At 40.0% G+C, this 24246-nt stretch carries 27 protein-coding genes; 10 read left to right on the top strand and 17 right to left on the bottom strand.

What is annotated here, in order from left to right; genetic code table 11:
• Nucleotides 1-13 precede the first annotated feature (13 nt).
• Nucleotides 14-1057 carry a uroporphyrinogen decarboxylase gene (gene hemE, locus ACFX4H_RS09555; RefSeq protein WP_377435058.1) on the bottom strand — a complete coding sequence of 348 codons (1044 nt, stop codon included), beginning with the start codon at nt 1055-1057 and terminating at the stop codon, nt 14-16.
• Nucleotides 1058-1309: 252 nt separating this feature from the next.
• On the opposite strand from hemE, the gene ACFX4H_RS09560 reads away from it, so the two are divergent.
• On the top strand, nt 1310-1825 hold the full coding sequence (locus ACFX4H_RS09560; protein ID WP_034314668.1) for an antibiotic biosynthesis monooxygenase family protein: 516 nt from the start codon (nt 1310-1312) through the stop codon (nt 1823-1825).
• Between the two features lie 169 nt (nt 1826-1994).
• Here the strand turns inward: ACFX4H_RS09560 and ACFX4H_RS09565 are convergent, their stop codons facing one another.
• Entirely contained in the window at nt 1995-2621 is a 627-nt protein-coding gene (locus ACFX4H_RS09565; protein ID WP_377435059.1) for a phosphatase PAP2 family protein, read from the bottom strand.
• A 94-nt stretch (nt 2622-2715) separates the two neighbouring features.
• Here ACFX4H_RS09565 and ACFX4H_RS09570 point away from each other — a divergent pair, with 94 nt between their 5' ends.
• Nucleotides 2716-3930, top strand: coding sequence for a M20 family metallopeptidase (locus ACFX4H_RS09570; protein ID WP_377435061.1), 1215 nt, complete (start codon nt 2716-2718; stop codon nt 3928-3930).
• A gap of 26 nt (nt 3931-3956) precedes the next feature.
• Here ACFX4H_RS09570 and ACFX4H_RS09575 read toward each other — a convergent pair whose 3' ends face one another.
• From ACFX4H_RS09575 to ACFX4H_RS09585, 3 genes are all read right to left on the bottom strand, one after another.
• The gene (locus tag ACFX4H_RS09575) at nt 3957-4661 is read right to left on the bottom strand and encodes an EcsC family protein (RefSeq protein WP_377435296.1); all 705 of its coding nucleotides are present in this window, start codon (nt 4659-4661) and stop codon (nt 3957-3959) included.
• Between the two features lie 585 nt (nt 4662-5246).
• Nucleotides 5247-6455, bottom strand: a complete 1209-nt coding sequence (locus ACFX4H_RS09580; RefSeq protein WP_034314673.1) for an ABC transporter permease — start codon at nt 6453-6455, stop codon at nt 5247-5249.
• Complete coding sequence (locus ACFX4H_RS09585) at nt 6448-7191, bottom strand: ABC transporter ATP-binding protein (protein WP_034314676.1); 744 nt, start codon at nt 7189-7191, stop codon at nt 6448-6450. Before ACFX4H_RS09585 ends, ACFX4H_RS09580 begins: the two co-directional genes overlap by 8 nt.
• A 658-nt stretch (nt 7192-7849) precedes the next feature.
• Here ACFX4H_RS09585 and ACFX4H_RS09590 point away from each other — a divergent pair.
• From ACFX4H_RS09590 to ACFX4H_RS09600, 3 genes are all read left to right on the top strand, one after another.
• On the top strand, nt 7850-8272 hold the full coding sequence (locus ACFX4H_RS09590; protein ID WP_377435063.1) for an HIT family protein: 423 nt from the start codon (nt 7850-7852) through the stop codon (nt 8270-8272).
• A 221-nt stretch (nt 8273-8493) separates the two neighbouring features.
• Nucleotides 8494-9597, top strand: a complete 1104-nt coding sequence (gene serC, locus ACFX4H_RS09595) for a 3-phosphoserine/phosphohydroxythreonine transaminase (RefSeq protein WP_034314681.1) — start codon at nt 8494-8496, stop codon at nt 9595-9597.
• A 126-nt stretch (nt 9598-9723) separates the two neighbouring features.
• Nucleotides 9724-10242: a tryptophan transporter gene (locus tag ACFX4H_RS09600; protein ID WP_034314684.1), complete on the top strand. Its 519-nt coding sequence runs from the start codon at nt 9724-9726 to the stop codon at nt 10240-10242.
• A gap of 97 nt (nt 10243-10339) precedes the next feature.
• Here the strand turns inward: ACFX4H_RS09600 and yhzF are convergent, their stop codons facing one another.
• Nucleotides 10340-10519, bottom strand: a complete 180-nt coding sequence (gene yhzF, locus ACFX4H_RS26830; protein WP_034314687.1) for a membrane protein YhzF — start codon at nt 10517-10519, stop codon at nt 10340-10342.
• Between the two features lie 310 nt (nt 10520-10829).
• Here yhzF and ACFX4H_RS09605 point away from each other — a divergent pair, with 310 nt between their 5' ends.
• Both ACFX4H_RS09605 and ACFX4H_RS09610 read left to right on the top strand, forming a co-directional pair.
• Entirely contained in the window at nt 10830-11195 is a 366-nt protein-coding gene (locus tag ACFX4H_RS09605; protein WP_034314689.1) for a YtxH domain-containing protein, read from the top strand.
• 182 nt (nt 11196-11377) lie between these two features.
• Entirely contained in the window at nt 11378-11956 is a 579-nt protein-coding gene (locus ACFX4H_RS09610) for an HTH-type transcriptional regulator Hpr (protein ID WP_034314691.1), read from the top strand.
• Nucleotides 11957-11958: 2 nt separating this feature from the next.
• Here the strand turns inward: ACFX4H_RS09610 and ACFX4H_RS09615 are convergent, their stop codons facing one another.
• Nucleotides 11959-12285 (bottom strand): DUF1878 family protein, encoded by a 327-nt coding sequence (locus tag ACFX4H_RS09615; RefSeq protein WP_053534080.1) that lies wholly within the window; start codon nt 12283-12285, stop codon nt 11959-11961.
• Between the two features lie 385 nt (nt 12286-12670).
• Here ACFX4H_RS09615 and ACFX4H_RS09620 point away from each other — a divergent pair, with 385 nt between their 5' ends.
• Both ACFX4H_RS09620 and ACFX4H_RS09625 read left to right on the top strand, forming a co-directional pair.
• A complete protein-coding gene (locus ACFX4H_RS09620) occupies nt 12671-13057 on the top strand; it encodes a DUF3267 domain-containing protein (RefSeq protein WP_377307421.1) in 387 nt (128 codons plus the stop codon).
• 108 nt (nt 13058-13165) lie between these two features.
• Nucleotides 13166-13348 carry a hypothetical protein gene (locus tag ACFX4H_RS09625; protein ID WP_034314696.1) on the top strand — a complete coding sequence of 61 codons (183 nt, stop codon included), beginning with the start codon at nt 13166-13168 and terminating at the stop codon, nt 13346-13348.
• Between the two features lie 111 nt (nt 13349-13459).
• Here ACFX4H_RS09625 and ACFX4H_RS09630 read toward each other — a convergent pair whose 3' ends face one another.
• Both ACFX4H_RS09630 and ACFX4H_RS09635 read right to left on the bottom strand, forming a co-directional pair.
• On the bottom strand, nt 13460-13543 hold the full coding sequence (locus tag ACFX4H_RS09630; RefSeq protein WP_034314699.1) for a YjcZ family sporulation protein: 84 nt from the start codon (nt 13541-13543) through the stop codon (nt 13460-13462).
• Between the two features lie 185 nt (nt 13544-13728).
• Nucleotides 13729-13812, bottom strand: coding sequence for a YjcZ family sporulation protein (locus ACFX4H_RS09635; protein WP_034314701.1), 84 nt, complete (start codon nt 13810-13812; stop codon nt 13729-13731).
• 200 nt (nt 13813-14012) lie between these two features.
• Here ACFX4H_RS09635 and ACFX4H_RS09640 point away from each other — a divergent pair, with 200 nt between their 5' ends.
• Nucleotides 14013-14879, top strand: coding sequence for a peptidylprolyl isomerase (locus ACFX4H_RS09640; RefSeq protein WP_034314704.1), 867 nt, complete (start codon nt 14013-14015; stop codon nt 14877-14879).
• Between the two features lie 54 nt (nt 14880-14933).
• Here ACFX4H_RS09640 and ACFX4H_RS09645 read toward each other — a convergent pair whose 3' ends face one another.
• From ACFX4H_RS09645 to cysK, 8 genes are all read right to left on the bottom strand, one after another.
• On the bottom strand, nt 14934-15116 hold the full coding sequence (locus ACFX4H_RS09645; protein WP_312008979.1) for a sporulation YhaL family protein: 183 nt from the start codon (nt 15114-15116) through the stop codon (nt 14934-14936).
• Nucleotides 15117-15215: 99 nt separating this feature from the next.
• The gene (gene yhaM, locus ACFX4H_RS09650; protein ID WP_241636804.1) at nt 15216-16154 is read right to left on the bottom strand and encodes a 3'-5' exoribonuclease YhaM; all 939 of its coding nucleotides are present in this window, start codon (nt 16152-16154) and stop codon (nt 15216-15218) included.
• A gap of 180 nt (nt 16155-16334) precedes the next feature.
• Nucleotides 16335-17033 (bottom strand): (2Fe-2S)-binding protein, encoded by a 699-nt coding sequence (locus ACFX4H_RS09655; protein WP_377435065.1) that lies wholly within the window; start codon nt 17031-17033, stop codon nt 16335-16337.
• Nucleotides 17026-17850, bottom strand: coding sequence for an ABC transporter ATP-binding protein (locus ACFX4H_RS09660; RefSeq protein ID WP_034314715.1), 825 nt, complete (start codon nt 17848-17850; stop codon nt 17026-17028). Before ACFX4H_RS09660 ends, ACFX4H_RS09655 begins: the two co-directional genes overlap by 8 nt.
• A 312-nt stretch (nt 17851-18162) precedes the next feature.
• Nucleotides 18163-18576: a hypothetical protein gene (locus tag ACFX4H_RS09665; RefSeq protein WP_063591872.1), complete on the bottom strand. Its 414-nt coding sequence runs from the start codon at nt 18574-18576 to the stop codon at nt 18163-18165.
• 35 nt (nt 18577-18611) lie between these two features.
• On the bottom strand, nt 18612-21632 hold the full coding sequence (locus tag ACFX4H_RS09670) for an ATP-binding protein (protein WP_377435067.1): 3021 nt from the start codon (nt 21630-21632) through the stop codon (nt 18612-18614).
• 21 nt (nt 21633-21653) lie between these two features.
• On the bottom strand, nt 21654-22856 hold the full coding sequence (locus ACFX4H_RS09675) for a metallophosphoesterase family protein (RefSeq protein WP_377435297.1): 1203 nt from the start codon (nt 22854-22856) through the stop codon (nt 21654-21656).
• A 178-nt stretch (nt 22857-23034) separates the two neighbouring features.
• Nucleotides 23035-23958 (bottom strand): cysteine synthase A, encoded by a 924-nt coding sequence (cysK, locus tag ACFX4H_RS09680; protein ID WP_034314721.1) that lies wholly within the window; start codon nt 23956-23958, stop codon nt 23035-23037.
• Between the last annotated feature and the right edge of the window lie 288 nt (nt 23959-24246).

Raw genomic sequence — 24246 nt, forward strand, 5'->3', positions numbered from 1 at the left:
TGGTTCGCTCACCTTACTTCATTTTTGATGAATATTCATGAATGAAAGCGGTCAAGCTCTTCAGTGTTTCCGGATTTACGGAAGGGAAAACCCCATGACCAAGGTTAAAGATGTAGCCGTCCTGCTCCATGCCCTGATCGAGGATCCTTTTCGTCCGTTCTTCTATAACATCCCATGATGATAATAGCAGGGCAGGATCTAGATTACCTTGTACCGTTTTCTGGATTCCCATTTGTCTTGCTTCTGTAATTGGCAGTCTCCAATCAAGCCCGACTACATCAATCGGAAGATCATTCCACTCAAGTGCCAAGTGACTTGCGCCGACCCCGAACATGATTAGCGGTACATTTTCTTCACGCAATGATGAAAAGATACGAGTCATGATCGGCTTGATGAATACGCGGTAATCTTCAACATTCAAAGCACCCACCCAGGAATCAAAGATTTGGATGGCTTTAACGCCGGCTTTGATTTGCGACTTGACATAGACGATGATCATATCCGCTAACTTATCCATTAATGCAAACCAGGCCTTTGGCTCAGAATACATGAAAGCTTTCGTCTTATTGTAGTTTTTGGAGGGGCCGCCTTCAATCATGTATGAAGCAATGGTGAAAGGAGCCCCGGAGAAACCGATCAAAGGAACGGACAATTGCTCCGTGGTCAATAATTTAATCGTGTCCAACACATATGGGATGTCTTTCTCTGGGTTCAATTCACCTAATTTTTCAACATCTGTCACCGATTGGATCGGATTGGCTATGACTGGACCGATTCCGGACTTAATCTCAACATCGACACCAATGGCTGGTAGCGGTGTCATTATATCTTTATATAAAATCGCAGCGTCTACATCATATTGCTCAACTGGCAATCTAGTTACATAAGCGCATAATTCCGGCTGATGAGTAATTTCAAAAAGTGAGTACTTCTCTTTCAATTTACGGTATTCCGGCTGTGAACGGCCAGCCTGACGCATATACCAAACAGGTACATGATCCGTTTTCTCTCCTCTTGCAGCTTTTAAAAATGTATCATTCGTAATTTCCTTAGACATTAATATCCACCTTTCAAGCAATCACGTTTCTATTTTTATTCATTACCTTCATAGAATATCAGAAGGATGTTGAATTTCAAATCGAATCTCCTTAAACTATAGCTTTTTCTATAATATATTTGTCAAAAAATCGACTTTTATATATGTATCTTACCGGTTTACCAGCTTAATGGTTAGTTTGGAAATGGTAAAAGCACTATTCATTGGGTAAAATGGGTATACAGGTACTATATAGAAATTGGAGGGGAATTTATGAATGTATTCATCACATCAGGTACTTATGATTTTTTGAAATTAAAAAAAGATAAACACCCGAATGAAAAAATATTACTTATGCAGAACGCTCAAAACACAGTACTTTTACATGAAACTACAGGTAAAACGCTCTTCAGCTCGCCACGAAAGTATGAGGTAGTCGATGGGAAGGGAACTCTTCAAGATCATGGATATGTGGTCATGAACAATATCCCTGTCAGTGAGGAAGGACGGCCGGTATTTGAACACCGTTTTAAAAACAGGGCCGGATTCATTGAAAATGAACCAGGCTTCGTTGCCCTTCGTATCCTGCGTCCAATCAACTCTGAAACATATGTAATCTTAACGATTTGGGAAAAACAATCGGACTTTATGAACTGGAAGAAATCCAGTTCATTCCAGCAGGCGCATAACAGTGACTCCAAACCTCCTGTTACGAATTCCAGCCAGAAGATGTTTTCAGGTGAAGCCTTTGTAACACAGTATACATTGGTGAAAGATTCTGAGGAATAGACTATTTACTGCTTAATAAGAGGCCCATCCTAAAGGATGGGCCCCTTCATAGTAATGCAGAACGTTATTTGGACGCTAAAAGTCATATAAACCTATAACAATCCGACAAATTCCTTCTTTATTTCCGGGGAAATGCAACCGATATTTACATATATTTCATCAGAATCCTTTACTCAAAGCATCTAGATCCCAGGAATTTATACAATTTAAACAAGATTAAACTATATGCCGTCCCTAATGCAAAACCTGCCAAGATATCAGTTGGAAAGTGAACTTTCATAACGATCCTGCTGACACCAATTAGCAGGACGAGACAAAAGAAACCGATTCCCACTGCCCATTTCAATGAGTTTCCTTTAATTTCACTCATGATTAAATAAGCAACCATACTGAAGAAAATAAGGCCCACCATTGCGTGGGCACTTGGAAAACTGAAGCCGGAGGTCTCCATCAAATGATTTTCAGGGCGCACTCTTTTAACATGATTTTTTATCCACCCATTTAATACATCCCCCCCGGCAATCCCTATAGAAAAGACGGCCATGGTCCAATAATCCTTCTTCATTATCCACAAATATAGAACACATAGTAAGCTACCAAAACCAATGAACATGGATTTTCCAAGATAGGTAAAGGATTTAAAGAAAGTGAACGAAAAAGTATTTTTACCTACGGAAAAGAGTTCCGCAATATATGTATCGAATGCTAAAGATTTCTCACTCTGGACTTCATTCATCAAAAAAAAGAATAGCAACAAGCAAAGCGAAACCATAGCAATCCAGGAATATTTATTCATTATATATCTCTCTCCTCAAGGTATTTAATTCACTTTGGATCATTCAGAATATGATATACTATTTACAATTAATCCAATCATTGGGAGGTGCAAAATGATACAGCGATTACACGATCTTCTGGATGGCTCATATGAAGAAATGGTTTCCATCAGGCGTTACCTTCATCAACATCCCGAGCTTTCTTTTCAAGAAACCCAAACGGCAGCCTTCATCGCTGAATATTATGAAAAACATGGAATCGAACACCGGACGAATGTAGGCGGAAATGGTGTTATCGCCAAGGTCACAGGCAGTAAGCCTGGTAAAACCGTAGCATTGCGCGCTGATTTCGACGCCTTACCCATTCAAGATGAAAAAGAAGTTCACTATAAATCTTCCGTACCCGGGGTCATGCATGCGTGTGGACACGATGGCCATACAGCGACACTCCTTGTCCTTGCTAAAAACCTGAATGAACTGAAGGGTGAGCTCGAAGGTGAATATATATTTATCCACCAGCATGCTGAAGAATATGCTCCAGGGGGTGCCAAACCGATGATTGAGGCTGGCTGCCTTGATGGGGTGGATGTAATTTTCGGCACCCATTTATGGGCGACGGCCCCAACCGGAACAGTCCAATACGCTTATGGACCCCTTATGGCCGCTGCTGACCGTTTTGAAATCACCATTCAAGGGCAGGGCGGACATGGAGCCCAGCCGCATAAAACCCGTGATGCAATCGTAGTCGGCTCTCAGCTCGTCATGGCCCTGCAGCAAATCGTAAGCCGCCGCCTAAACCCAATAGATTCTGCAGTCATTACCGTCGGTTCCTTTGTAGCAGATAATGCCTTTAACGTCATTGCAGATAAGGCTAAAATAATCGGGACCGTCCGCACATTCAAGGAAGATGTCCGTTCATTCATTAGCGAAGAAATGGAGCGGATTGTTAAAGGAACCTGCATAGCTGCGGACTGCACCTATGAATATCAATACTTTCAAGGTTATCCAGCTGTTATTCCGCATGTTGAGGAAACTAAATTCCTCATCGAAAGCACTGAGTCCGTCAAGGAAGTTTTGATTACAGAGGAAATTGACCCGGATATGACAGGTGAAGATTTTTCTTATTATTTACAAAATGTAAAAGGTACATTCTTCTTTACGGGAGCAAGGCCAAAAAATGAACATACATATCCACATCATCACCCTTTGTTTGACATTGATGAAAAGGCGATGCTCATTGCTGCCAAAATATTAGGCACTGCAGCGGTGACCTATCACAATAAGGAACAATCATCTAAAAAAGTGAATGAACCTATATTGCGAAAATGATAAAGGGACGGGTTTTCCCCCGTCCCTTACTGTTTAAGAAATCTGATTCGGTAACAATGGACAGCCGTTTCCCCAAGATGTTCCAACAAATGATGGTTGGCATATCCACCGACAGCTGCCCCAATACCTGGAACGAGCTGGAACATTTTAATGACATCGATGTGATCGCGATATTCCTGCTGAAATTCCTGCCAGTCTATTTCCGGCCACTTCCCTGAATCCCATTCCTCTATTACCCGTAATGTTTCCAATTTCTTCTCCTCGCTTGAAAATGCCATCTGGAAGATATGGAGAATGAATAAACGTTCCTCATATTTATTTGGATCGAAACCGTATATACGGGATAGTTCGAATAATAATTTCATCTTGATGCTAAGCAGTAATGGGAAATCAGCCAATCCAATTAAAAGCCCTGCGGCTCCGGTTCCCACACCTTCTATAACGGCCGTTTTCCGATATGCCGCCACAGTTTCCGCAACCCACTCTTCTTTTTGCTGCAAGGTTAGTAGCACTACATTTTTTTCTTTAGACATATATTTAGAACCTGATAATACGGCCTCTATCATCCCTTTAATACTATCAGTAATTACTTTGTGCACTCGGTCTGGAATATAACTATTCAATTTGATTTGCGCCTTTTTGGACATCCGCTCAAGCCTGCCGGATTTCTTGGCTACTTTCTTTTTCCATGATACTAGTTCAGATAATGCCTTTTGTTCATATTCATCCATCATTCAACACCTCCGTTAAATATGTATATACCCCCTATGAGGCTTTTAGTTTCAATTTTTATTTCTTAAAAGAATAAAATACCTAAAACGTTTTTTGGGGGTTGTAAAAGTATCCAATGTTGTTTTCCACTCCAGACTGGTCTATTTCGAACCAAATTTTAGAATAGGTGACCCTTGTTGTTTTTACTGTAATCCTTAATGGATGGAAGAAATTTGCGACACCCCTGCCGAAAAACTGGCTAGCCGGGACCCCACAGACGCTTGCGTCAAGGAGGCTTGGCAGACAGTCGGCGGAAAGGGAGTGAATTTCTGAAATCAACTGAAATGTAATTTAAGAAAAAACCGTAAGTTAGACCCATCCCGAACCGGATTTTAGACTGGTTAATCCTTGATGTTTTTTTACTGTAATCCTTAATGGATGGAAGAAATTTGCGACACTCCTGCCGAAAAACTGGCTAGCCGAGACCCCACAGGCGCTTGCGTCGAGGAGGCTTGGCAGACAGTCGGCGGAAAGGGAGCGAATTTCTGAAATCAACTAAAACCTTAATAAAGAAAAAGCTGATTTTATGAAAAATCAGCTTCAGCTTAAAAGTTTTTTATTTTCTTTGTTGCATAAATTTTAAAGCCGATTATGAAAACAAGACCCATTGCCAAGGCGGCTAAAGCGGACATCCATTCCCCTTTCACTAGCAGGACCAAACTGAAGACAAGGTCCTCAAATAATAGGAAATAGGAAATTAGTTTTATTACTGCAGATTCTCTCATTTTTGCTGGCAATGGATACAATGAGACCCATACTTTCCACTCATGTGCCTTCCAAACCGGCAGCAGTTGCAGGGCTGTCATGAATAAGAACATGAACGTAACAATCAAATGTGCAAATATGTTAGTGAATACACTTAAAATCACGGATCCCATGATCGTTAAACGAAAACAAAGTCCCACATAATCATTGGATCGCAGAAGGGTACGGGCGTAAAGATAGGTATAAGTTGACTTATCACCATACGGAATGAGTGCTAATAGCCAGTCCATCCATTTCCTTCTCGCTACCTTCCCTTTCAAATGAGGAACATCAGTAAACATGTTCGCCATTCGATAGAAGGAATTCATCCGTTTGTTTTCCAGTTCCACCAGCCGTTCCCACTTTAACACGAATCCTTTAGTCGCGCTTCGGTAATATATGTAAAGTGCTAACAATAATAAGAAGGTTATAAGTGCAAACAGTATATTTGCCCTTGAACAGATAAAATAAAGAATCACGCCATTAAGTAAAAAGCGGATGAGAGAGTCCCAATGGCTCACTGATGTATCCTGATATTTCAATACCAGCCAGCGCATGGTCAAATTCAAAAACTTCAAAATAAGCAAAACGGCCAGGATGATTCCAAGGTCCTTACCTCCTGCACCCGTAACCTTCGCATACATCGGTATCGATGCAATCAGGACAACCAGAAGAATAAAGCCCTGCATGACCCAGCTTAATATCAATGAATTCTTGAAATAACTTCTCAACTTCGTTTCAAGCGGAAGCAGGAATACCGTATCGGGTTCTTTCAAGAAAGTATTTATCGGGCTTCTGGTTACAATGATCGATAAAACAAAGGCCATGATCAATGCAGCAGGGAAATCATTGTTTAACGTCTTCACCCAATCACTGTAATAATAAGCCAACCCACCAAGAACCAAAACCATGACAAAAACAAGATGGCCATTAAAAATATAACGAAGATATTTTTGCGTTTCATTTATATAGCCTAAATATCTTTCCTTCCAGAGATTTTGACTATTCATGACCGATTTCTTCTTTCGTCAATTGGATATATAAATCGTCCAAAGTTGCCCCTGGCATGGAAAATTGTTCACGAAGCTGCTCAAGATTGCCTTTCGCCCGAATCTCCCCATTATGCAGTATGATGAAAGAATCACAATACCTCTCGGCTGTCGCCAGAATGTGTGTAGACATTAAAATTCCCGCTCCGCTCTCTTTCATCTTCCTCATCAAATCAAGCAGGGATTGAATGCCTAGTGGATCAAGACCTACGAAGGGTTCATCGACGATATATAAAGACGGCTGTACTAAAAAGGCGCACATTATCATGACCTTTTGCTTCATTCCCTTTGAAAAATGTGCCGGGAACCATTTAAGCCTTTTCTCCATATGGAATTCCTTTAACAGAACGTCCATCCTTTCTTTAAATGTGGCTTCTGCCAAACCATGTGCCATGGCTGTAAGCTTTAAATGCTCCTCAAGTGTAAGCTCATCATACAAAATGGGCGTTTCTGGAACATAAGTGAATTGTTTTCGATATGTATCCGGGTCCTGAACTAGTGTTTTACCATGAATCGAGACGCTTCCGCCTTTCGGCTCCATGAGTCCGATGATATGTTTAATCGTCGTACTTTTCCCAGCCCCGTTAAGCCCAATTAACCCAACCAGCTCATTTGGCTGAATGTCAAAACTTATTCCTTTTAAAACGGGCGTTTTCGTATATCCGCCCACTAACTGCTTTATTTCCAATAAGGACATATAAACGATCCTTTCTATATAGAGGTTCTTATTTCCATTTTATCAAATTCTCCTGCTTTTATATAGTCGAGTGTTCCGGAACCCAATTTCCATAAATAACTAATTATATTTTTCCTGCTTGATGGCCATCATAATTAAGGAAGAAGGGGTTAGTCATTACGTGTGATTCACATCATATTGTAAATGAGGTGTCAGTTAAAGACGTATTATACTGAAATACCCATTAGGTTTATTACAAATGATTTACATCATATTGTAAATGAGGTGTCAGTTAAAGACGTATAAACTGAATTAAACCAGAAGCTTCATAACAAAAATCGTTTCGAGCAAGGAGATGGTTCTCTTGCACGTAAAAGCAGAAAAATCATTCAATAATTATCAATTATGCTTTAAAAGTTGATGAAACTTTAAAGATATAGGAGATGGTTGCTTTGAATGGAAAATCTCTATTTAGATAATAACCATATTTTACTACAATGTAGATGAGGTGTTTGTCGCAGAGAATTTATGCTAATGCGAATTTTGAAGCAAAACCCCCTTTTTCGACAGGCAGGGTGCAACTTAATGTTGCATCCTGTTTTTATATTTTTCCTTTTCTCAAGGATTCAAGCTATGGTACGATTAACCAAATACATTAACTTTTAAAGGAGCGTTATTCATGAGTGATTGCATTTTTTGCAAAATAATCGATGGGGAAATTCCAAGTAGTAAAGTTTTCGAAAATGAACATGTTTTAGCCTTTCTTGATATCAGTCAAGTAACGAAAGGCCATACGCTGGTAATACCTAAAGTACATAAGGAAAATCTTTATGAGTTGACACCTGAGATTGCCAAGAACCTTTTTGAAGTGGTGCCGGAAATTGCCCGCTCCATGAAGCAGGAATTCCAACCTGTAGGCCTGAACCTTTTAAATAATAACGGTGAAGCTGCAGGGCAGTCCGTTTTCCATTTTCATATGCATTTAATTCCTCGGCATGGGGAAGGTGACGGCTTTGGTGCAGTTTGGAAAACAAATACCAGCGACTATACACCGGATGACCTGAAACAAATCGCTGACTCCATTGCACAGCATCTACAATGAGACTGCAATAGCCTGTGAAGAAGGTTTCTTTCTCCTTTCGTTGCTTGAAAAAATGATCCCGAGTTGGTCCTCACATTAAAGTGCAGGACCTTTTTACTTTGGTCCATCATTAAAAAACGGATTTAAAATTCTAAATTTTCCTCCAATTGAATTTAGTTTTCTGGTAGGATATATGAATAGTCTCAAATACTTTATCACATAGTCGCATAGGAGGAAAAAAATTGAAACGTGCACGTAATTTTAACGCTGGGCCAGCCGCCCTTCCTTTAGAAGTTTTACAAAGAGCCCAAAACGAATGGTTGAATATTGAGGATTCCGGTATGTCTGTCATGGAATTAAGCCATAGAAGTTCCGAATTCGAAAAGATTCATAACCATGCCATTCAATCATTAAAAGATCTTATGGAAATTCCTGAAAATTATGAAGTTCTCCTGCTGCAAGGAGGGGCAAGTCTACAATTTTCCATGATTCCCATGAACATTTTGAAAGATGGAAAAAGGGCAGATTATGTCCTCACTGGTTCTTGGTCGGAAAAAGCATTAAAAGAAGCCAAAAAGGTTGGTGAAACGGCCGTAGTCGCTTCATCCAAAGATGAAAAATATACGTTCATCCCTAAAGTGGAAGATATCAAATTGAATGACGATGCTGCCTATCTTCATATCACAAGCAATAATACGATTTACGGAACACAGTGGAAGGATTTCCCGGAAACAGGCAACATTCCCCTAGTAGCTGATATGTCGAGTGATATTCTCAGCAAAAAGATTGATATTAGTAAATTCGGCATCATCTATGCTGGTGCACAAAAGAATCTAGGTCCGTCGGGAATCACAGTCGTTATCATCCGTAAAGATTTAATAACGGATAATGACAAAATCCCATCCATGATGAACTATTCGATCCATTCGAAAAATAATTCTTTATACAACACTCCTCCGACATTGGCCATTTACTTATTGTCCCTTGTGTTGGATTGGGCAAAAGATCAGGGCGGAGTGGAAAAGATTGCTGAAATCAACGAAGAAAAAGCAAAAGTCATTTACGATGCCATCGACGGCAGTGATGGTTTTTATAAAGGCCATGCCCTACCGGACAGCCGTTCATTAATGAATGTAACGTTCACGCTTCCGTCTGAAGAAGCTGAAGTGCAATTCCTTAAAGAAGTGAAGGAAGCCGGATTCGTAGGACTGAACGGTCACCGTTCCATCGGCGGCTGCAGAGCATCCATCTATAATGCGGTCCCTCTATCCCATTGCCAGGACCTTGCTGATTTCATGAAGAAATTCCAGGAATCGTATAAAGCGAAGGAAGCTCAAACTCATTAATTCAAACAAATATAACTTCTAAAAAAATAGGTCTTATGATATACTATTTTAAACTTCTTGCAACAAGCAATAGTGCATTGTTGAAGAAAAGCTGTTAGTTGAGATGAGAATAGGAGAGATGAGTAAATGAAAACGAAAACCCTTGTGTCACTGTCCCTATTAATCGGGATTGGGGCTGCCCTGCATTTTATCGTACCTGGATTCTTCCTTGGAATGAAACCGGATATGATGCTGTTGATGATGTTTTTGGCGATTACCCTGTTTCCCGCTAAGAAGAATGTATTCATTGTCGCCCTGGCAGCAGGAGCCATCTCTGCCATGACAACTACATTTCCAGCAGGACAGATCCCAAATATCATAGACAAATTGGCAACAGCCTTTCTGTTTTACCTTTTATTCATCAGTCTAAAGAAGTTTTCAACATCCGTTGTCACCGTCAGTATCTTGACTGCCGTTGGAACATTGATTTCCGGCGCTGTCTTCCTTGGTTCGGCTTATTATATCGTTTCCCTTCCAGGGCCTTTCGTTGCACTTTTCGGAGCTGTTGTGCTTCCTGCCGTATTGTTAAATACAGTTGCGATGGTCATCATTTATCCAATTGTGAACGGCATAGTAAGAAAATCAAATATACCCATTAATGCTTAAGCAGCAGGATCATCATACCTAAAAAAGCACCGGACTGTCCGGTGCTTTTTTCCAATCATATGAATCTGGAATTCTAGTCAGAATCATCCTCCAATGGTCAATGAATCAATATCCACATAAACCAAATGAAAAGCAGTAAAACCCCGGGGAGACCCATAGCGAAGGCTCTAGCCTGGAGCACCCTCCTAGGCGGATAGATGCCAGGAGATTTAGCTTGCCTTAGAAAATACCCCATTCCGCACAGGCATACCAGGCCTAATAAAAAAATGATTTTCATTATTAACCCACCAGTGCCATCCAAGTTCCGACAGCTTGTTTTTATTATCTATATGCTGCTCTTCCCTTTATATGAAGCATTATTATTAAAGCTTCAAGTTATTTTTAAATATTATATATTTACTCTCTAAGTTTAAAAAAATATTTTTGTGATATAAAGATAAAATGGTCGATTCTCTTCCATAAGGATGAAAATTATGGTATTTTGATATCAATAGTATTTCTCTCCCTATTTATCATAATTTCCAATTGATGCAGCAGGGATTCAGACCATGGAAAGCGAAAACATATTATAAAATGAGGTGATCCTAATGAAAGCAAAATCATTACTAATTGGCTTTTTGACCGGAACAGTAGTAGCTGGTGCGGCAACCTTACTTTCGACACCAAGTTCAGGTAAAGACCTACGGGCCCGCATCAAGACGAATACCGACGAAATTAAGACTACAATTGATGAATTAAAGGTAAAAATGCAGAATATTAAAGATGACACGATGGAAGCTTCACAAATCAGCAAAGAAACGGTAAAAACATTCATTTCGGATGTACAGGTCGTCATCGAGAACTGGAAGCGGGAAATCGAACCCAATAAGAATGAATTATTGAAGAACGTTCAGGAAATTGAAAATTCATTGAAAGAATTGGAAGCGGCCGCCCCTACTTCTAAAAATAGCTGACATCGTCACACAAACTTGATTCTCCATTTTTCCCAATAAATTACATGATTTATTGGAGAAGAATGGAGAATTCATAAAAAAACTAAAATTTTCTAAAAATTTCGCAAATATTTTTCTTTATTAATTTTTATTTTATTGTCATAATAAATATATAGAATCTTATAAGTAGGTGAGCCCATAATATGCAGAATAAAAATTATTCTATGAAAGAAGCAATGATTTTTAGTCAACGAATTGCACAATTAAGCAAAGCATTATGGAAATCGATTGAAAAAGATTGGCAGCAATGGATCAAGCCCTATGATTTAAACATCAATGAGCACCATATTCTTTGGATTGCTTACCATCTTAATGGATCTTCCATTTCAGATGTTGCAAAATTTGGGGTCATGCATGTTTCTACCGCATTTAACTTTTCAAAAAAATTAGAGGAACGCGGATACTTAACATTTTCAAAAAAGGAAAATGACAAAAGGAATACGTATATAGAGATCACAGCGGAAGGTGAAAAAATTCTCCTTGATTTAATGGAGACATACGACCCAAGTAAGAACTCCGCTTTCTCGGGTGCACTTCCATTGCGTGAGCTTTATGGCAAGTTTCCGGATATGATTGAAATGATGGCGATCATCCGAAATATATACGGTGAAGACTTCATGCAAATCTTTGAACGATCCTTCGATAACATCGATCAGGAGTTTACGGACGTGGAGGGTAAAATCACAAAAAAAAAGATAGAGAAAGAAACTGAGCCAGTTTAATCTCATACTCTATCCATTTCCTTCATGAATGATACATATAAACCTTGTGAGATGCATGCATCAATGCATTCCTTTGTAGTTATTTTTGGATTAACCTTTCTTTCAAATTGATTAAAAAGCGGTCGAAAGTTCATATACCCTTCCGCTTTTTCTATTTCATAGCGTTTGCTCAAGATATCACATGTTTCCAATAATTCTTCCGCTTCCTTCTTCGTGAAATTTTTTTCCACAAATAGATAGTCCAACTTGGCCTCCGGATTGCGTATAAGGTTTAATAAAAGCCGTTGATGAAAACGGAGTATTTCCATTTCTTCATTTATATTTTTCATACATCACTAATCCCCATTCAATCATTCAATTTAACATAAAAGACTTATAACCAATTTTTGATTTTTCCCATTCGGTAATCCGCCTGATCCCCATTTCAAAACCTGCCCATTGCAAGCTTACTCACCAAAGTGATTTCATCTTAAACATAATCCAAGAATTCCATTGCTTTTTCCACCCATTCATCGTAATGTATGTAAGTATATTCAACAGCTTTGGAGGGCTGATTTCGAAATGAATTCGTGGAAAACAATTGACGTGGCAAAACAATATGGGAATTGCCGTCTGCTCTTTTTTTCAGTTTTTACTATATTGATGTCTTTTGTTCTGATCTATACATTATTAAGTGTCTTTTCAACCCATGTTATTTTGTATGGCGATCAAACAATGGTATTTTTTAGCCTATTGCTCTTATTATATCCTGTTCACAAACTATTACACTATTTACCTTTACGATTATTATGTAAAAAAGTGAAAACTTCATGGTCCTTGAAGTGGAACCTGGTGTTGACATGCAGAGTCAATGTGCATGTTCCGATTCGAAAGCATCTTTATCTCTTGACCCTTGTGTTGCCTTTCGTCATTATGTCTGCCACATTGATTGGTTGTGCCCTCAGTTTTCCGCATTACATCCATTATTTCACTATTTTGTTATCCCTGCACACCGGCTTATGCGTATCGGATTTTATTTATATAAAAAACCTTGTTGGTTCCCCAAGGCATTCTTTTATCGAGGAACACCTCGAAGGATACGATATACTTATTCAAAAGTGATTCCTTATTCATTCATAATGATGACTGCTAAGATTTTTAGGTATCTTTTTTCATTATAATTTGGTATCGTATTTATACATGATGTTTTGCAAGGAGGGATTTTAGGTTTTGATCTCGTTCTGGTTTATTATTTTTGCTATTTTGATCCTTTATAATATTAATAGAATGACAAACTCTTTATGCATTCAAAAGGAAATTGCTGAAGACCGGCAGCCTAAAGTATTCAGGACCATTAATGTATTAATTACTATTATGTTATTATCCTCCTATATTGAAATTTTGTATACGTAGAGATGAGCAACAAATGATGTCCATCATTTGTTACATACATTGGTGATACCCGGAGCATTATCCACATAAAGAAAAAGGGCGAAGCAATAGCTTCGCCTTTTGTTTATGGTTTTATAACCAAGAAGCCCCAATGATGACTAACAGGATGAAAAGAACGACAATTAGAGCAAAGCCTCCACCTATTCCTCCAGACATTGATCTTCCTCCTTTCCATTCTTAAGTAAGAATAATTTAATGCACACTCTTATATCCGCCAAAAGGAATCCATTCCTTTCATAGCTTGAAAATCACTTAAATCTTTTTTGTTGAGCGGCTACCCTATCCTATTCAACTCCATGGCAAAAGGAGTGGGCTCTTTCCATTAGTAATTTTGCAGCCGATTAGCAATAGGCTGCTCCTACAATTATTAATAAAATGAATAACACCACTAACAAAGCGAAGCCTCCGTTAAATCCATTACCCATTATGCTACCCCCTTTTGTTGTCCTCGATTTATCATATGTAATGGATTAATATCCGGGTAGGCGTACACCCATTTTTCAAAAAAATCTTATTCATGCACCAATATATTATTTTTTGTAAAGTAACCAGAATATGTTATAGTTAATTTTGTGGAAATACGAAAAAATAGCAAACCAGAAACTTATAACTAGGAGTTGTTTTTATGAAGAAGTGGGCATTATCAATTGCTGTTACTGCAGGGCTGATCGGACTTACAGCATGCAACAGCGACAAGGAAGCAGTCGTGGAAACTAAAGCGGGGGATATAACCAAAGAAGAATTTTATAATGTAATGAAAGACCGTTATGGTGAAACCGTTCTTCAAGAACTTGTTTATGAAAAAGTTCTTTCTGAAAAATATACAGTAACGGATAAAGAAGTTAAAGCTAAAACGGACGAACTTAAAGCGCAAATGGGTGAAAATTTCGAAACGGCCCTGGCCTCTTCCGGATATAAGAGCGAAGCTGATCTTAAACGTGCACTTAAAATCGGCATGCTTCAAGAAAAAGCAGCCGTTGCCGATATAAAAGTTAAAGAAGCTGATGTGAAAAAAGCTTATGAAGACTATAAACCACAAATCAAAGCGAGACATATTCTCGTGGAAGACGAAAAAACGGCCAATGAAGTTAAAGCTAAATTGGACAAAGGTGAAGACTTTGCCAAACTTGCCAAAGAATATTCAACGGACACAGGCACAGCTGAAAAAGGCGGGGAGCTAGGCTGGTTCGGACAAGGTGAAATGGTTCCTGCATTTGAAGAGCAAGCTTACAAAATGAAGAAAGATGAAATCAGCAAGCCGATTAAATCCGATTATGGCTACCACATCATCCAACTTCTTGATACAAAAGAAAAAGAATCATACAAAGATATGAAAAAAGATCTTGAATATGATTTGAAAGTCGCTCAAATTGACCAAACTAAAGTTCAGGACATTCTGAATTCAGAAGTCAAAAAGGCGGACGTGAAGATTAAAGATAAAGATTTAAAAGATGCCATCACTTCTGGTGACGCAGCCAAAGCTGAAAAATAATTAAATAGTAAAAAGCGACAGGACTTTACCTGTCGCTTTTTTTCATCATTCGGGCTATGCTCCCTGATTTATATCCTTTTTACGCCTCTCACGCTCTTCTTCCATGCGTTCAATGTATTTCTGACCTTCCTTTTCAATCCAAGCATCATCTATGAGGCGATCCTGCCTAGCTGTCCAAATTGACATGATTGCACTGACAATTATTCCAATAAACACGAACCAGATCCAAATTGGCATGTCCATTCCCTCCCAAAAAATCTACTATTCATTTACTAGAGAATATGCTCGAACAAAAAAAATATGCTTCTTTCTCCATCGAGAAAGAAGCATATTTCATTAAAATGTCGGTTTATAGAATGAACGATTATCGAGCGCGAAGACTCTTTCCGTAAATTCACCCGGCTTCACTTTTTCCAAGGCGCGGTCCATCATATTTATCTTGGCATCCATATTATCAATATAATGCAGCACTTCCGCTTCCCTAACCATCGGCGGCTTGGGACTGCCCCACTCAGCTTTACCATGGTGGCTTAAAATCAAGTGCTTGAGAATCATGATTTCTTCCGCGTCAATGCCCAATTCCTCTGCAGCTTTACCGACTTCATTCACCATGATGGTGATATGTCCCAACAAGTTCCCTTCCACTGTATAAACAGTCGAAACAGGTCCAGATAACTCATGCACCTTTCCAAGGTCATGCAGAATGACCCCTGCATACAAAAGATCCTTATTGAGGGAAGGATATAGGGTTGAAATGGCCTTAGCCAGCCCTAGCATCGATACAACATGATAGGCCAGTCCCGACATATACTCATGATGGTTCTTGGTGGCAGCCGGGAACGTCAGGAATTCATTCTGATATTTTTTAATGAGATGCCTAGTCACCCTTTGGATATTCGGATTCCTCATTTCAAAAATGTATTGAGTGATGGTTTCCATCATTTCTTCCTGACTTAAAGGCGCCGTTTGAATTAAATCGGCTTTCGTGACCCCGTCAGTATCTGAAGTAATTCTAATATTACGGATTTTCAATTGGCTGCGTCCTCGATAATTCTGGACTTCCCCTTGGACTTTCACTGTTGCTTCCGCACAGTATGTTTTCTCATCAGCCTCGGAAACATCCCATAGCTTTGCCTCTATCTCCCCGGTTTTATCGCACAAAATCAATGTTAAAAACGGCTTTCCATTACTTGCCACCGCTTTTGTACTCGTTTTAATGTACATATATATATCTACTACTTCACCAATTCCGTAGTGTATGATCCCATTTCCCATGCGACTGCCTCCGTTCAATTAAATATCAACATTATAACATACCAATCTCGTTAGTGCGTTTAGTTTTCGTTAATAAGTGATAGACATTGGACAGGAAAAGCCAAAGCTTTGCCGTCTCTTATCACTCCACAAGAAAACCAGGCTTGACCCCAAGCCTGGCTCTCTCCAATCAAATCTATTTCAACAGTTTTTGTTCGGACAATACGCGCACTTCTCCTGGCCATCAATTCGGTAATATAAACAGCATGTCACCCGTTTATAATGGTTCATGGACTCCGGAACACTTTTTTCCCCAATGAATCGTTTAAAGGGGGAACGCGTTTCAATATTCAGCCATACTTCATCTTCAAGAAGCATTTCAATGTCCTTTTCAACTCGCGTCTTTATATCAGTTTGCTTCAATAACTCACTATACATCCATACCGTATAGCTCCAAATATTTTCCCAAAGTACTAGTTTCGATATTTTAGCAGTTCCGGAAAAGAAGCGAATGGCATCAGCACCAAAGCTGTTCAATATGGAATGGAGGGCAGAAGGGCTTTCCTTTTCCGTGACATGGCTCCAACTGTTGGTTTTCAGCAAAAAATTCGGGAGCCAATGCTCATCTTCCGGATCATCCAAAACACCAAAGTCCTGAAGTGTGCCTTCCCAAATAAGCCGATGTTTACTTAACATGTACAATTGTGCCGTGACAAAAAAAGCATAGCGTCTGAACCACATTGAAATGGCTATCCTTGACGTTTCCGCCCCAGTCCGGGCTTGTGCATACTGAATAAGCTCATCAGCATGATTGAAGGTCTTGGAAACTTTGGCTTCATCTCGAAAGGATATCCGGTATCCCTGAAGTTCTTTTTCAATGGATGGTGTAAGGTTATGCATTGGCCAGCGCTTTTATCTGAGTTTGTGCGTAGCGCCCTTTACCAAACGGGACGCACATGGGACTGCCAAAAATTGGATCAAAGGATATTTGACATTCCATGCTGAATACATGCTTTACCAATTCAGGCGTGATGATATCCTCTGGCCGTCCTTGAGCATGTATCGCCCCATTTTTAAGTGCCACCAGATTATCCGCATAACGGCAAGCTAAATTCAAATCATGAAGCACCATCACGATCGTTCGGTTCTCAAACTCATTCAAGTCGAACAATAAGTCCAAAATCTCGATTTGATGGGTCATATCAAGATATGTAGTCGGTTCATCCAACAAAATGACATCCGTATCCTGAGCAAGCGTCATGGCTATCCATGCCCGTTGCTTCTGCCCTCCCGATAATTCATCGACTGCCTGATCCTTTAAATCGGTCAGATTCGTTGCTTCAATCGCCTTTTGAACTTTTTCTTCATCCACGGAACTCCACTGTTTCAACCAACTTTGATAAGGGTATCTTCCTTGTTTAACAAGTTGATAGACGGTAAGCCCTTCAGGAGCAACCGGGGATTGCGGAAGAATCGCCATCTTTCTCGCTACATCCTTCGATGGCATGGTTGAGATCGCTTTGCCTTCGAGCAAGACCGAGCCGGATTGAGGTTTTAACAATCGGGCTACAGACCTAAGAAGTGTTGATTTTCCACATCCATTAGCACCGATGAATACGGTGATCTCCCCTTTGGGTATTTCTATATTCATATCATTTATTATTAATTTATCACCATAACCGAGCGATAAAGACTGAGTGTTAATAGCTGGTCGCATTAAAATACTCCCCTTTTAGTCTAATAATACCATTTTAATGAAAATGATTCTCACTGTCAATCTTAAAAAGGAATATAAACCATAACTCCATGTCCCATTCCTCTTAAATGATTCATTAAAGTGAATGCTCCTTTAAAGATATGAAGCTTCCTTTGGAAACATTAATCTAAAAAAACCAGCACATTATACTTTCATTCATCACTGCCTGTAGCTTCCGAACGATAGTCCATTCTCCCCCTCTGCGAATTACTATCGGAATTTTCAAACTCCATTTAACGGAAAATAAAAAGAGCCCTCCATATGGAGAGCCTTTTAACCGACAAGCAGGCGATTTGTACAATGTTCCAGGGATTCATCCCTAATGAAGGTAAATAAATCGTGATCGATAAAAGGAATTATTCCTTTTGCAATATTCCATGCATTGACCTCTATTTGATAAAGGATTTCTGATTTTCCTGTACGGTGCAGCTCCTCACTAAGCACAGCAAGATCGGGGTCTAATGCGTGCCCCATCTCATGTGTAAGAATCACCCATGTATATTCCTCAAGCCTTGAAAGCGAGCCTAGGGAGCGTTCACACTGAATTTCAATATCTCTCTCATATAAAGTGATGCTATGACCTACGGCAGAATATTTTCCCCCAACACATCGTTTACCTGGAAACTCCTTTTCGATGATTAACTCCAAAGAAGAATCATGGCGGCTTACAAACTCATTCCTATTCAATGACTTCACTCTCTTTATCTATAGTTTAATACCCATTATATTTCGGGGATGATCAAATCATTCATATTTTGGCGCAATACGGGGCTGGATAGACGAATCACTTGATTTTCACTAAAGTGCTCCATTATATATCGGTGGCATGTAAAAAATAAGATTTGCCGCTTTTCCGAAACTTTTTTCAATAACTCAAGCATCCGTTTTGTCCTTTCCGCATCAAAATTGACGAAACTATCATCAATGATGAGAGGGAATGAATCATTTTCAAAAGTATGATCAGCAAGTGCGAGCCTTAAGGAAACATAAATTTGCTCAGCTGTCCCGCGGCTGACCTCTTCAACCCTGAAACTCAAACCATCACTGCGCTGTACCAAAATCCCTTCTCCCGACTGATCAAGGATGATTTTCCGATAGTTTCCATTCGTTAAGAAGGAAAAATGCCGCTCGGCATCAGCGATCACCTTCGGCAGGCGCTCCCTTTTATATCGGTCCAATGTTTTATTCAATAAGCTTTTGGCTATTGCCAATTTCGCCCATTCCTTCGCCTCTTCGTTAAAAGCAGCTTTTTCTTCATGAAAACGATGAAGTAAATCATCATAAATCCCTGAAACTTCAAGCTGTTTTATCTTATGCTTCGCATCCGCCCGCTTCTCTAACAAAAGGGATTTCACCTTTACAGAATCCTTCCGTTTCTGTTCTAAATTTTCTAATGTATAAGTATTGATCCCCTGTTTTAAATAAGATTGGATTTGATCAGGCAGCATTCTGGATTGTCCAATTTGAATGGTAATCAAATCAAGCTGCTTTTGTAAGGTGATTTTCTTTTCGGACAATGCAGCGACATGCCTGAATTCTTCCTCGTCCTTGACCTTCGCTAACTTAAAAAGCATTTCCATTTCTGCATCAAGATAGCCATTTTCCATCGTCAGCTGCTCGATTTCGTTCGTCAAACGACTTCTTTCCTGCATCCATTGCGTTAACTGAACGGAGAATTCAACCGCTATATTCAACTCCCGTTTCAATTGGCCAATCGCTTCCCTCCATGTGGATGTTTCAAAATCAAGGCTATTTGCAAAATGAAATAAAGCCTTTGATTTACCCTCAAATTCTGCCTGGAGAAAATCATGCCTCTTGATTGTTTCATATTTCCTATCAACGGCTTCCTTCCATTTCTCAAGAAGTTCAAATACAGATTCAAGATTGATTTCCATTCCAGGATAAGACAGACCCCAACCGCTTAAGATGTTCCTCAATTCTTTATCCAACCTGTCCCTGCTAGCTTCCCAATCGGCATACTCCTGAATCGTCGATTCAAACGCTTCCTCCCTTTCTTCATATTTGAAACTTTCACTTTCAAAGCGCCTTTGGAGACGATGGTCCAGTTCAAGCAGCCTCCCCATCGACTCTCCTTCACTTCCTTTATTGGTTTCTCTCCCAATTGCAGCCCTTTTCCTTTTCATCTCATCCAATTGCCTGATATACCCGGACGATATATCATCACCTTTAAAGAGATACCTGGAAACCGCAAACAGAACAGCTACGGCTAGAAGTATCACACCCAACAAAATCTGTTCACTGAAATAACTTCCGATTGCACCTAAACATAGTAGCACTATTAAACTGCCATTCATGATATGTGAACGTTTGCGATTATCCGCTTCCTTCTTCCTCTGTAATCCCAATTGCTTTTCAAGTTCAAGTATTTGTTCATCAAGAATAAGGGATTGTGCTGCTTCAAATTCGATGTTATTCTGCTTGTTGTATAAGGACTCCAGCTCGATTCTTTTTTCATCTGGCAGTAACTGGGCCTTTATCTCCTTCAAGCGGGCTTCTGTCGTTTCCAGACTTCCCTTTTGCAGTTCATATTTCTCATCGAGCTGTTTTTTATCATTTTGGAGCTGATGCTTTTCCCTTTCGGCCCTTTTCACCTTTTCCTTCATGAATGTACTGATATCCAGTTTTCTTATTTCCTCATCAGAAACATCCAAGAATAATTCCTGCTTCACCTTTTCGATATTCTTTTCTTCCAACAGCCTTTCGTGTTCCGCTTTTTTAATATCCAGCTCGAGCTTCTCCAACAATGTTCCTTGATCGATTGCATGTTCAATTTGCTCTTTATGCTCCTTGATGAAAGGATTGATTTCGATTTCCGTGAGTTTCCCCTCAAGTTTGTCCATTTTCTCAGTCAATGCCGCAAGTTGGGCTTTCATGGGGATTCCAACTGCCTGTAGCTGTTCAAGTCTTTTTAAGCCATCAACAGGAAAATTCACATCCGGAATTTTACTTATTTCAGCCTCTAGTTCCCCCTGTTCTTCAACCAAGGGTTTAATTCGCAAAAAAGCACTTACGTTAACAAGATTTTCTTCAATCTCTTGAATGCCTTCCGTGACTTTAGAGAGATCCTCCTTAAGTTTTGCTTCTTCCTGAAGTAATGCCGTATATGACCGCTGTTCTTCTTCAGATGCTTTCACCTTTTTCTGCAATTCCTTAAGTTCTTTCATTTTCACATTCAGTAAAGGTTTTTGGCCTGATGGCTTGAACCTTGAATCGAGCTCTTTTTGCAATTTCGTTTCGGCTTCAAGAAGTTTATCATTCCCGATCAGCCCGGCTGAAAGCAGATATTTACTCATCGTACCTTCACTTAGTGTATGTAATCCCTGCAGGCCTTGAAGGTCGAAAGAAAAAATGGCTTGGTAATAGTTTTTATCAACGCCATGAAGAATCTCATTCAATTCTTCCTCGCCGCCGACCCTTCCATCCTCGAAGGTCAATTTCACATCACCAGTAGCTTTTCCCTTCACACGTTCAATAACGATTTCCCCGTCTTTTTTTGTTATAAGGCTGAGCCTTCCCCCATATTTGGCATGCATTTTGGGCTCGTAACGCGGTTCGTTTTGAACCTTTGTCGGAAAACCAAATAGCATACTATGAATGAAGGACATGATGGTTGACTTGCCCGATTCATTTTCCCCAAAGAAAATCTGCAGCTGTCCCAATTCAGGAAAACGCTGATTTTCCAGTTTGCCGTAACCATAAACATGGAGGTCTTTAATAATCAAATCCGTTCCTCCTCCCTACACTCATTTATTCGCTTCAAAAATGTGCAAAAGCCATCTTTCCGCTTCACCCAACAGTTCGATCTGCTCTTCCGGCTCTATTGAATCGAGAAACCTTCTTGCTCCCTGATGAATGTATAGCGGGGCAAGAGCAGCCTCCGTATCATCAAATTCAGAAGCAAGCCTGGATACCTCAGCCAGAAATGGCGATATACTTTCATTTGACCTATTCATAGGAATGGACTGGATGAGTTTGATTTTATACACCCAGACAAATGATTCCCCTTGGTCCCCTTCCTGCAAAATCCGGGTCAATTCTTCAAGATACTCCCCGGTAGCTCCTGCTGCATCACCTGCATCCAGCTTCAACTCCAAAAGAAAGCTTCTCCCATCGAAACCCTTCCGTTCAATTACTTCCTTGCATTGCTTGAACAGGGCATCAAATCCACCTTCTGCGGATCGTTCAATTGTTTCGCTTTCCCATATTACCTCAGAGGTTTCAATAAAAGAATGGTGCTTCATGTCCCCATCGAATTCTATAAGCATGCACCCTTTGACGCCTGACTCCTTTCTGTTCCTGCCTTGAATATTTCCTGGGTATATCACAAGCGGATCTTCCGAAACAACCTGATGTTTATGAATATGGCCTAATGCCCAGTAATCGAAATCTTTGGCAGCAAGTTCCTTCAATGAAAAAGGGGCGTACGGGCTATGTTCGGAATTGCCTTCCAAATTCCCATGAAGCAAACCAATATGATAATCGGCCCCTTCAGCTTTTATGTAGGTTTCGATCATTCTCTCCCTTACTTGACGGCGCGGATAACTGAATCCATAAAGATGGACAGTCGTCCCATCGATTTTTTCAAACCGTTTCACTTCGGTTTGCCCTGAAAATACATGGACATTTTCAGGCAGCTCCACAGTAATCCATGAGCCGCTAAGATGATCATGGTTACCATGAATGATATAGGCAGGGATCTGATGCTGCTGGAGTTTTTCCATTTCGGTCCGAAAGCGGACCTGTGTCCTGAGACTCCGATTTTCCCCATCAAATAGATCCCCCGATAACACGATAAAGTCAACCTGACGGGTAATTGCCTCATTAATGATAGTTTGAAAAGCTTTAAACGGACTTTCCCTTAATTCCTTTAATATAGATGATGGCATATCCTTCAACCCTGAAAAGGGACTATCCAGATGGAGATCTGCCGCATGAATGAACTTCACACCGCTCAAAAGTGTCACCTCGATTTCTTTCAATATTTCATATTCAATTTTAACATAAGCAGAACATACTTTCCCATACATTATTATTTTAATACGTCATCATGCAGTATGGGCAAATTCAACAGGAAAAAGACCGAATGGCGAACATTGTTTCATTCACGGCATCCGGTCTTTTTCATCAATTAAAGATATCCATACTTAAATAGCGTTCACCATTATCCGGTGCAATGCATAATACTCGTTTTCCACTTCCAAGACGACGGGCTTCCTGCAGGGCAGTCCAGACAGAGGCACCTCCTGAAGGCCCAATCAATATCCCTTCCTTCGAAGCCATATCCTTCATGGTGGAAATCGCATCTTCATCAGCCGCTTGAACGATTTCATCAAATACCTCTGTATTTAAGATGCTAGGGATAAAACCAGGGCTCGTACCCACTAACTTGTGGGGACCAGGCTTTCCTCCGGAAAGGACTGGGGAACCCTTAGGCTCGACAACGACAACCCTTAAATCCGGCAGATGTTCTTTCAAGGCTTCACCTGTACCGGTTATCGTTCCTCCCGTTCCAGCAGTAGCGACAAAAACATCCAGGTCTCCATCCATCTGATCCAGAATCTCGACTGCTGTCGTCACTCTGTGAATATCAGGATTGGCTTGGTTTTCGAATTGCTGCGGAATAAAGCTATTAGGAATCTCTGCTGCGAGCTCCTCGGCTTTACGAATGGCTCCCGGCATCCGCTCTGATGCAGGGGTGAGGACAACTTCCGCTCCGTATGCCTTTAATATATTGATTCTTTCTTTCGACATATTATCCGGCATGACCATAATCGCCCGATACCCCTTAGCCGCGGCATTCATGGCAAGCCCAATACCTGTATTCCCTGATGTTGGTTCTATGATCGTAGCCCCGGCTTGAATGATACCATCCAATTCTGCCTGCCTAATTAAATTGAAGGCAGCCCGATCTTTTACACTGCGGCTCGGATTGAAATACTCAAGTTTCACGAATACCTCAGCGTCATCCTCCGCTGTTAAATGATTAATCCTAACAACAGGTGTATCTCCTATCAATTCAGTGATATTATTAACGATTTTTACCGTCATTCAAAAAAACCCCCTTCGATCCATACACTTCCAACATGCACTTTCACTCAAGTTTATTATATCATTTATGATTTTTCATTTAAAAGAGAGAATTCCTCTAGTATAAATAGGTTTTGTTTTCATTCTTTCCAAGCTTGAAGGAAAAAAACGAGAAGTTAGTTCCATATAGTTACTTTTCCAAGATATTCAGCTATGTATCAATATTCCTTGTCTTAATAGATTCACTCACATAACAATAGTCAAAATTGACAGATAATGATAAAATTTTTATAACAGTTGATAACAATT

The organism is Peribacillus sp. YIM B13477 (genome assembly GCF_042787955.1).
Lineage (GTDB): Bacteria > Bacillota > Bacilli > Bacillales > DSM-1321 > Peribacillus > Peribacillus frigoritolerans.

What these genes read in the sequence shown, in the direction of transcription:
- ACFX4H_RS09580 (WP_034314673.1), bottom strand. Translation starts at nt 6,455, where the DNA reads ATGAATAGTCAAAATCTCTGGAAGGAAAGATATTTAGGCTATATAAAT.
- ACFX4H_RS09645 (WP_312008979.1), bottom strand. Translation starts at nt 15,116, where the DNA reads ATGCCAATTTGGATCTGGTTCGTGTTTATTGGAATAATTGTCAGTGCA.
- ACFX4H_RS09615 (WP_053534080.1), bottom strand. Translation starts at nt 12,285, where the DNA reads ATGAAAAATATAAATGAAGAAATGGAAATACTCCGTTTTCATCAACGG.
- ACFX4H_RS09560 (WP_034314668.1), top strand. Translation starts at nt 1,310, where the DNA reads ATGAATGTATTCATCACATCAGGTACTTATGATTTTTTGAAATTAAAA.
- ACFX4H_RS09660 (WP_034314715.1), bottom strand. Translation starts at nt 17,850, where the DNA reads ATGCGACCAGCTATTAACACTCAGTCTTTATCGCTCGGTTATGGTGAT.
- ACFX4H_RS09570 (WP_377435061.1), top strand. Translation starts at nt 2,716, where the DNA reads ATGATACAGCGATTACACGATCTTCTGGATGGCTCATATGAAGAAATG.
- ACFX4H_RS09620 (WP_377307421.1), top strand. Translation starts at nt 12,671, where the DNA reads ATGGTATTTTTTAGCCTATTGCTCTTATTATATCCTGTTCACAAACTA.
- ACFX4H_RS09635 (WP_034314701.1), bottom strand. Translation starts at nt 13,812, where the DNA reads ATGGGTAATGGATTTAACGGAGGCTTCGCTTTGTTAGTGGTGTTATTC.
- hemE (WP_377435058.1), bottom strand. Translation starts at nt 1,057, where the DNA reads ATGTCTAAGGAAATTACGAATGATACATTTTTAAAAGCTGCAAGAGGA.
- ACFX4H_RS09655 (WP_377435065.1), bottom strand. Translation starts at nt 17,033, where the DNA reads ATGCATAACCTTACACCATCCATTGAAAAAGAACTTCAGGGATACCGG.
- ACFX4H_RS09610 (WP_034314691.1), top strand. Translation starts at nt 11,378, where the DNA reads ATGCAGAATAAAAATTATTCTATGAAAGAAGCAATGATTTTTAGTCAA.
- ACFX4H_RS09585 (WP_034314676.1), bottom strand. Translation starts at nt 7,191, where the DNA reads ATGTCCTTATTGGAAATAAAGCAGTTAGTGGGCGGATATACGAAAACG.
- yhzF (WP_034314687.1), bottom strand. Translation starts at nt 10,519, where the DNA reads ATGAAAATCATTTTTTTATTAGGCCTGGTATGCCTGTGCGGAATGGGG.
- cysK (WP_034314721.1), bottom strand. Translation starts at nt 23,958, where the DNA reads ATGACGGTAAAAATCGTTAATAATATCACTGAATTGATAGGAGATACA.
- ACFX4H_RS09590 (WP_377435063.1), top strand. Translation starts at nt 7,850, where the DNA reads ATGAGTGATTGCATTTTTTGCAAAATAATCGATGGGGAAATTCCAAGT.
- ACFX4H_RS09565 (WP_377435059.1), bottom strand. Translation starts at nt 2,621, where the DNA reads ATGAATAAATATTCCTGGATTGCTATGGTTTCGCTTTGCTTGTTGCTA.
- ACFX4H_RS09640 (WP_034314704.1), top strand. Translation starts at nt 14,013, where the DNA reads ATGAAGAAGTGGGCATTATCAATTGCTGTTACTGCAGGGCTGATCGGA.
- ACFX4H_RS09600 (WP_034314684.1), top strand. Translation starts at nt 9,724, where the DNA reads ATGAAAACGAAAACCCTTGTGTCACTGTCCCTATTAATCGGGATTGGG.
- ACFX4H_RS09605 (WP_034314689.1), top strand. Translation starts at nt 10,830, where the DNA reads ATGAAAGCAAAATCATTACTAATTGGCTTTTTGACCGGAACAGTAGTA.
- ACFX4H_RS09575 (WP_377435296.1), bottom strand. Translation starts at nt 4,661, where the DNA reads ATGGATGAATATGAACAAAAGGCATTATCTGAACTAGTATCATGGAAA.
- ACFX4H_RS09630 (WP_034314699.1), bottom strand. Translation starts at nt 13,543, where the DNA reads ATGTCTGGAGGAATAGGTGGAGGCTTTGCTCTAATTGTCGTTCTTTTC.
- yhaM (WP_241636804.1), bottom strand. Translation starts at nt 16,154, where the DNA reads ATGGGAAATGGGATCATACACTACGGAATTGGTGAAGTAGTAGATATA.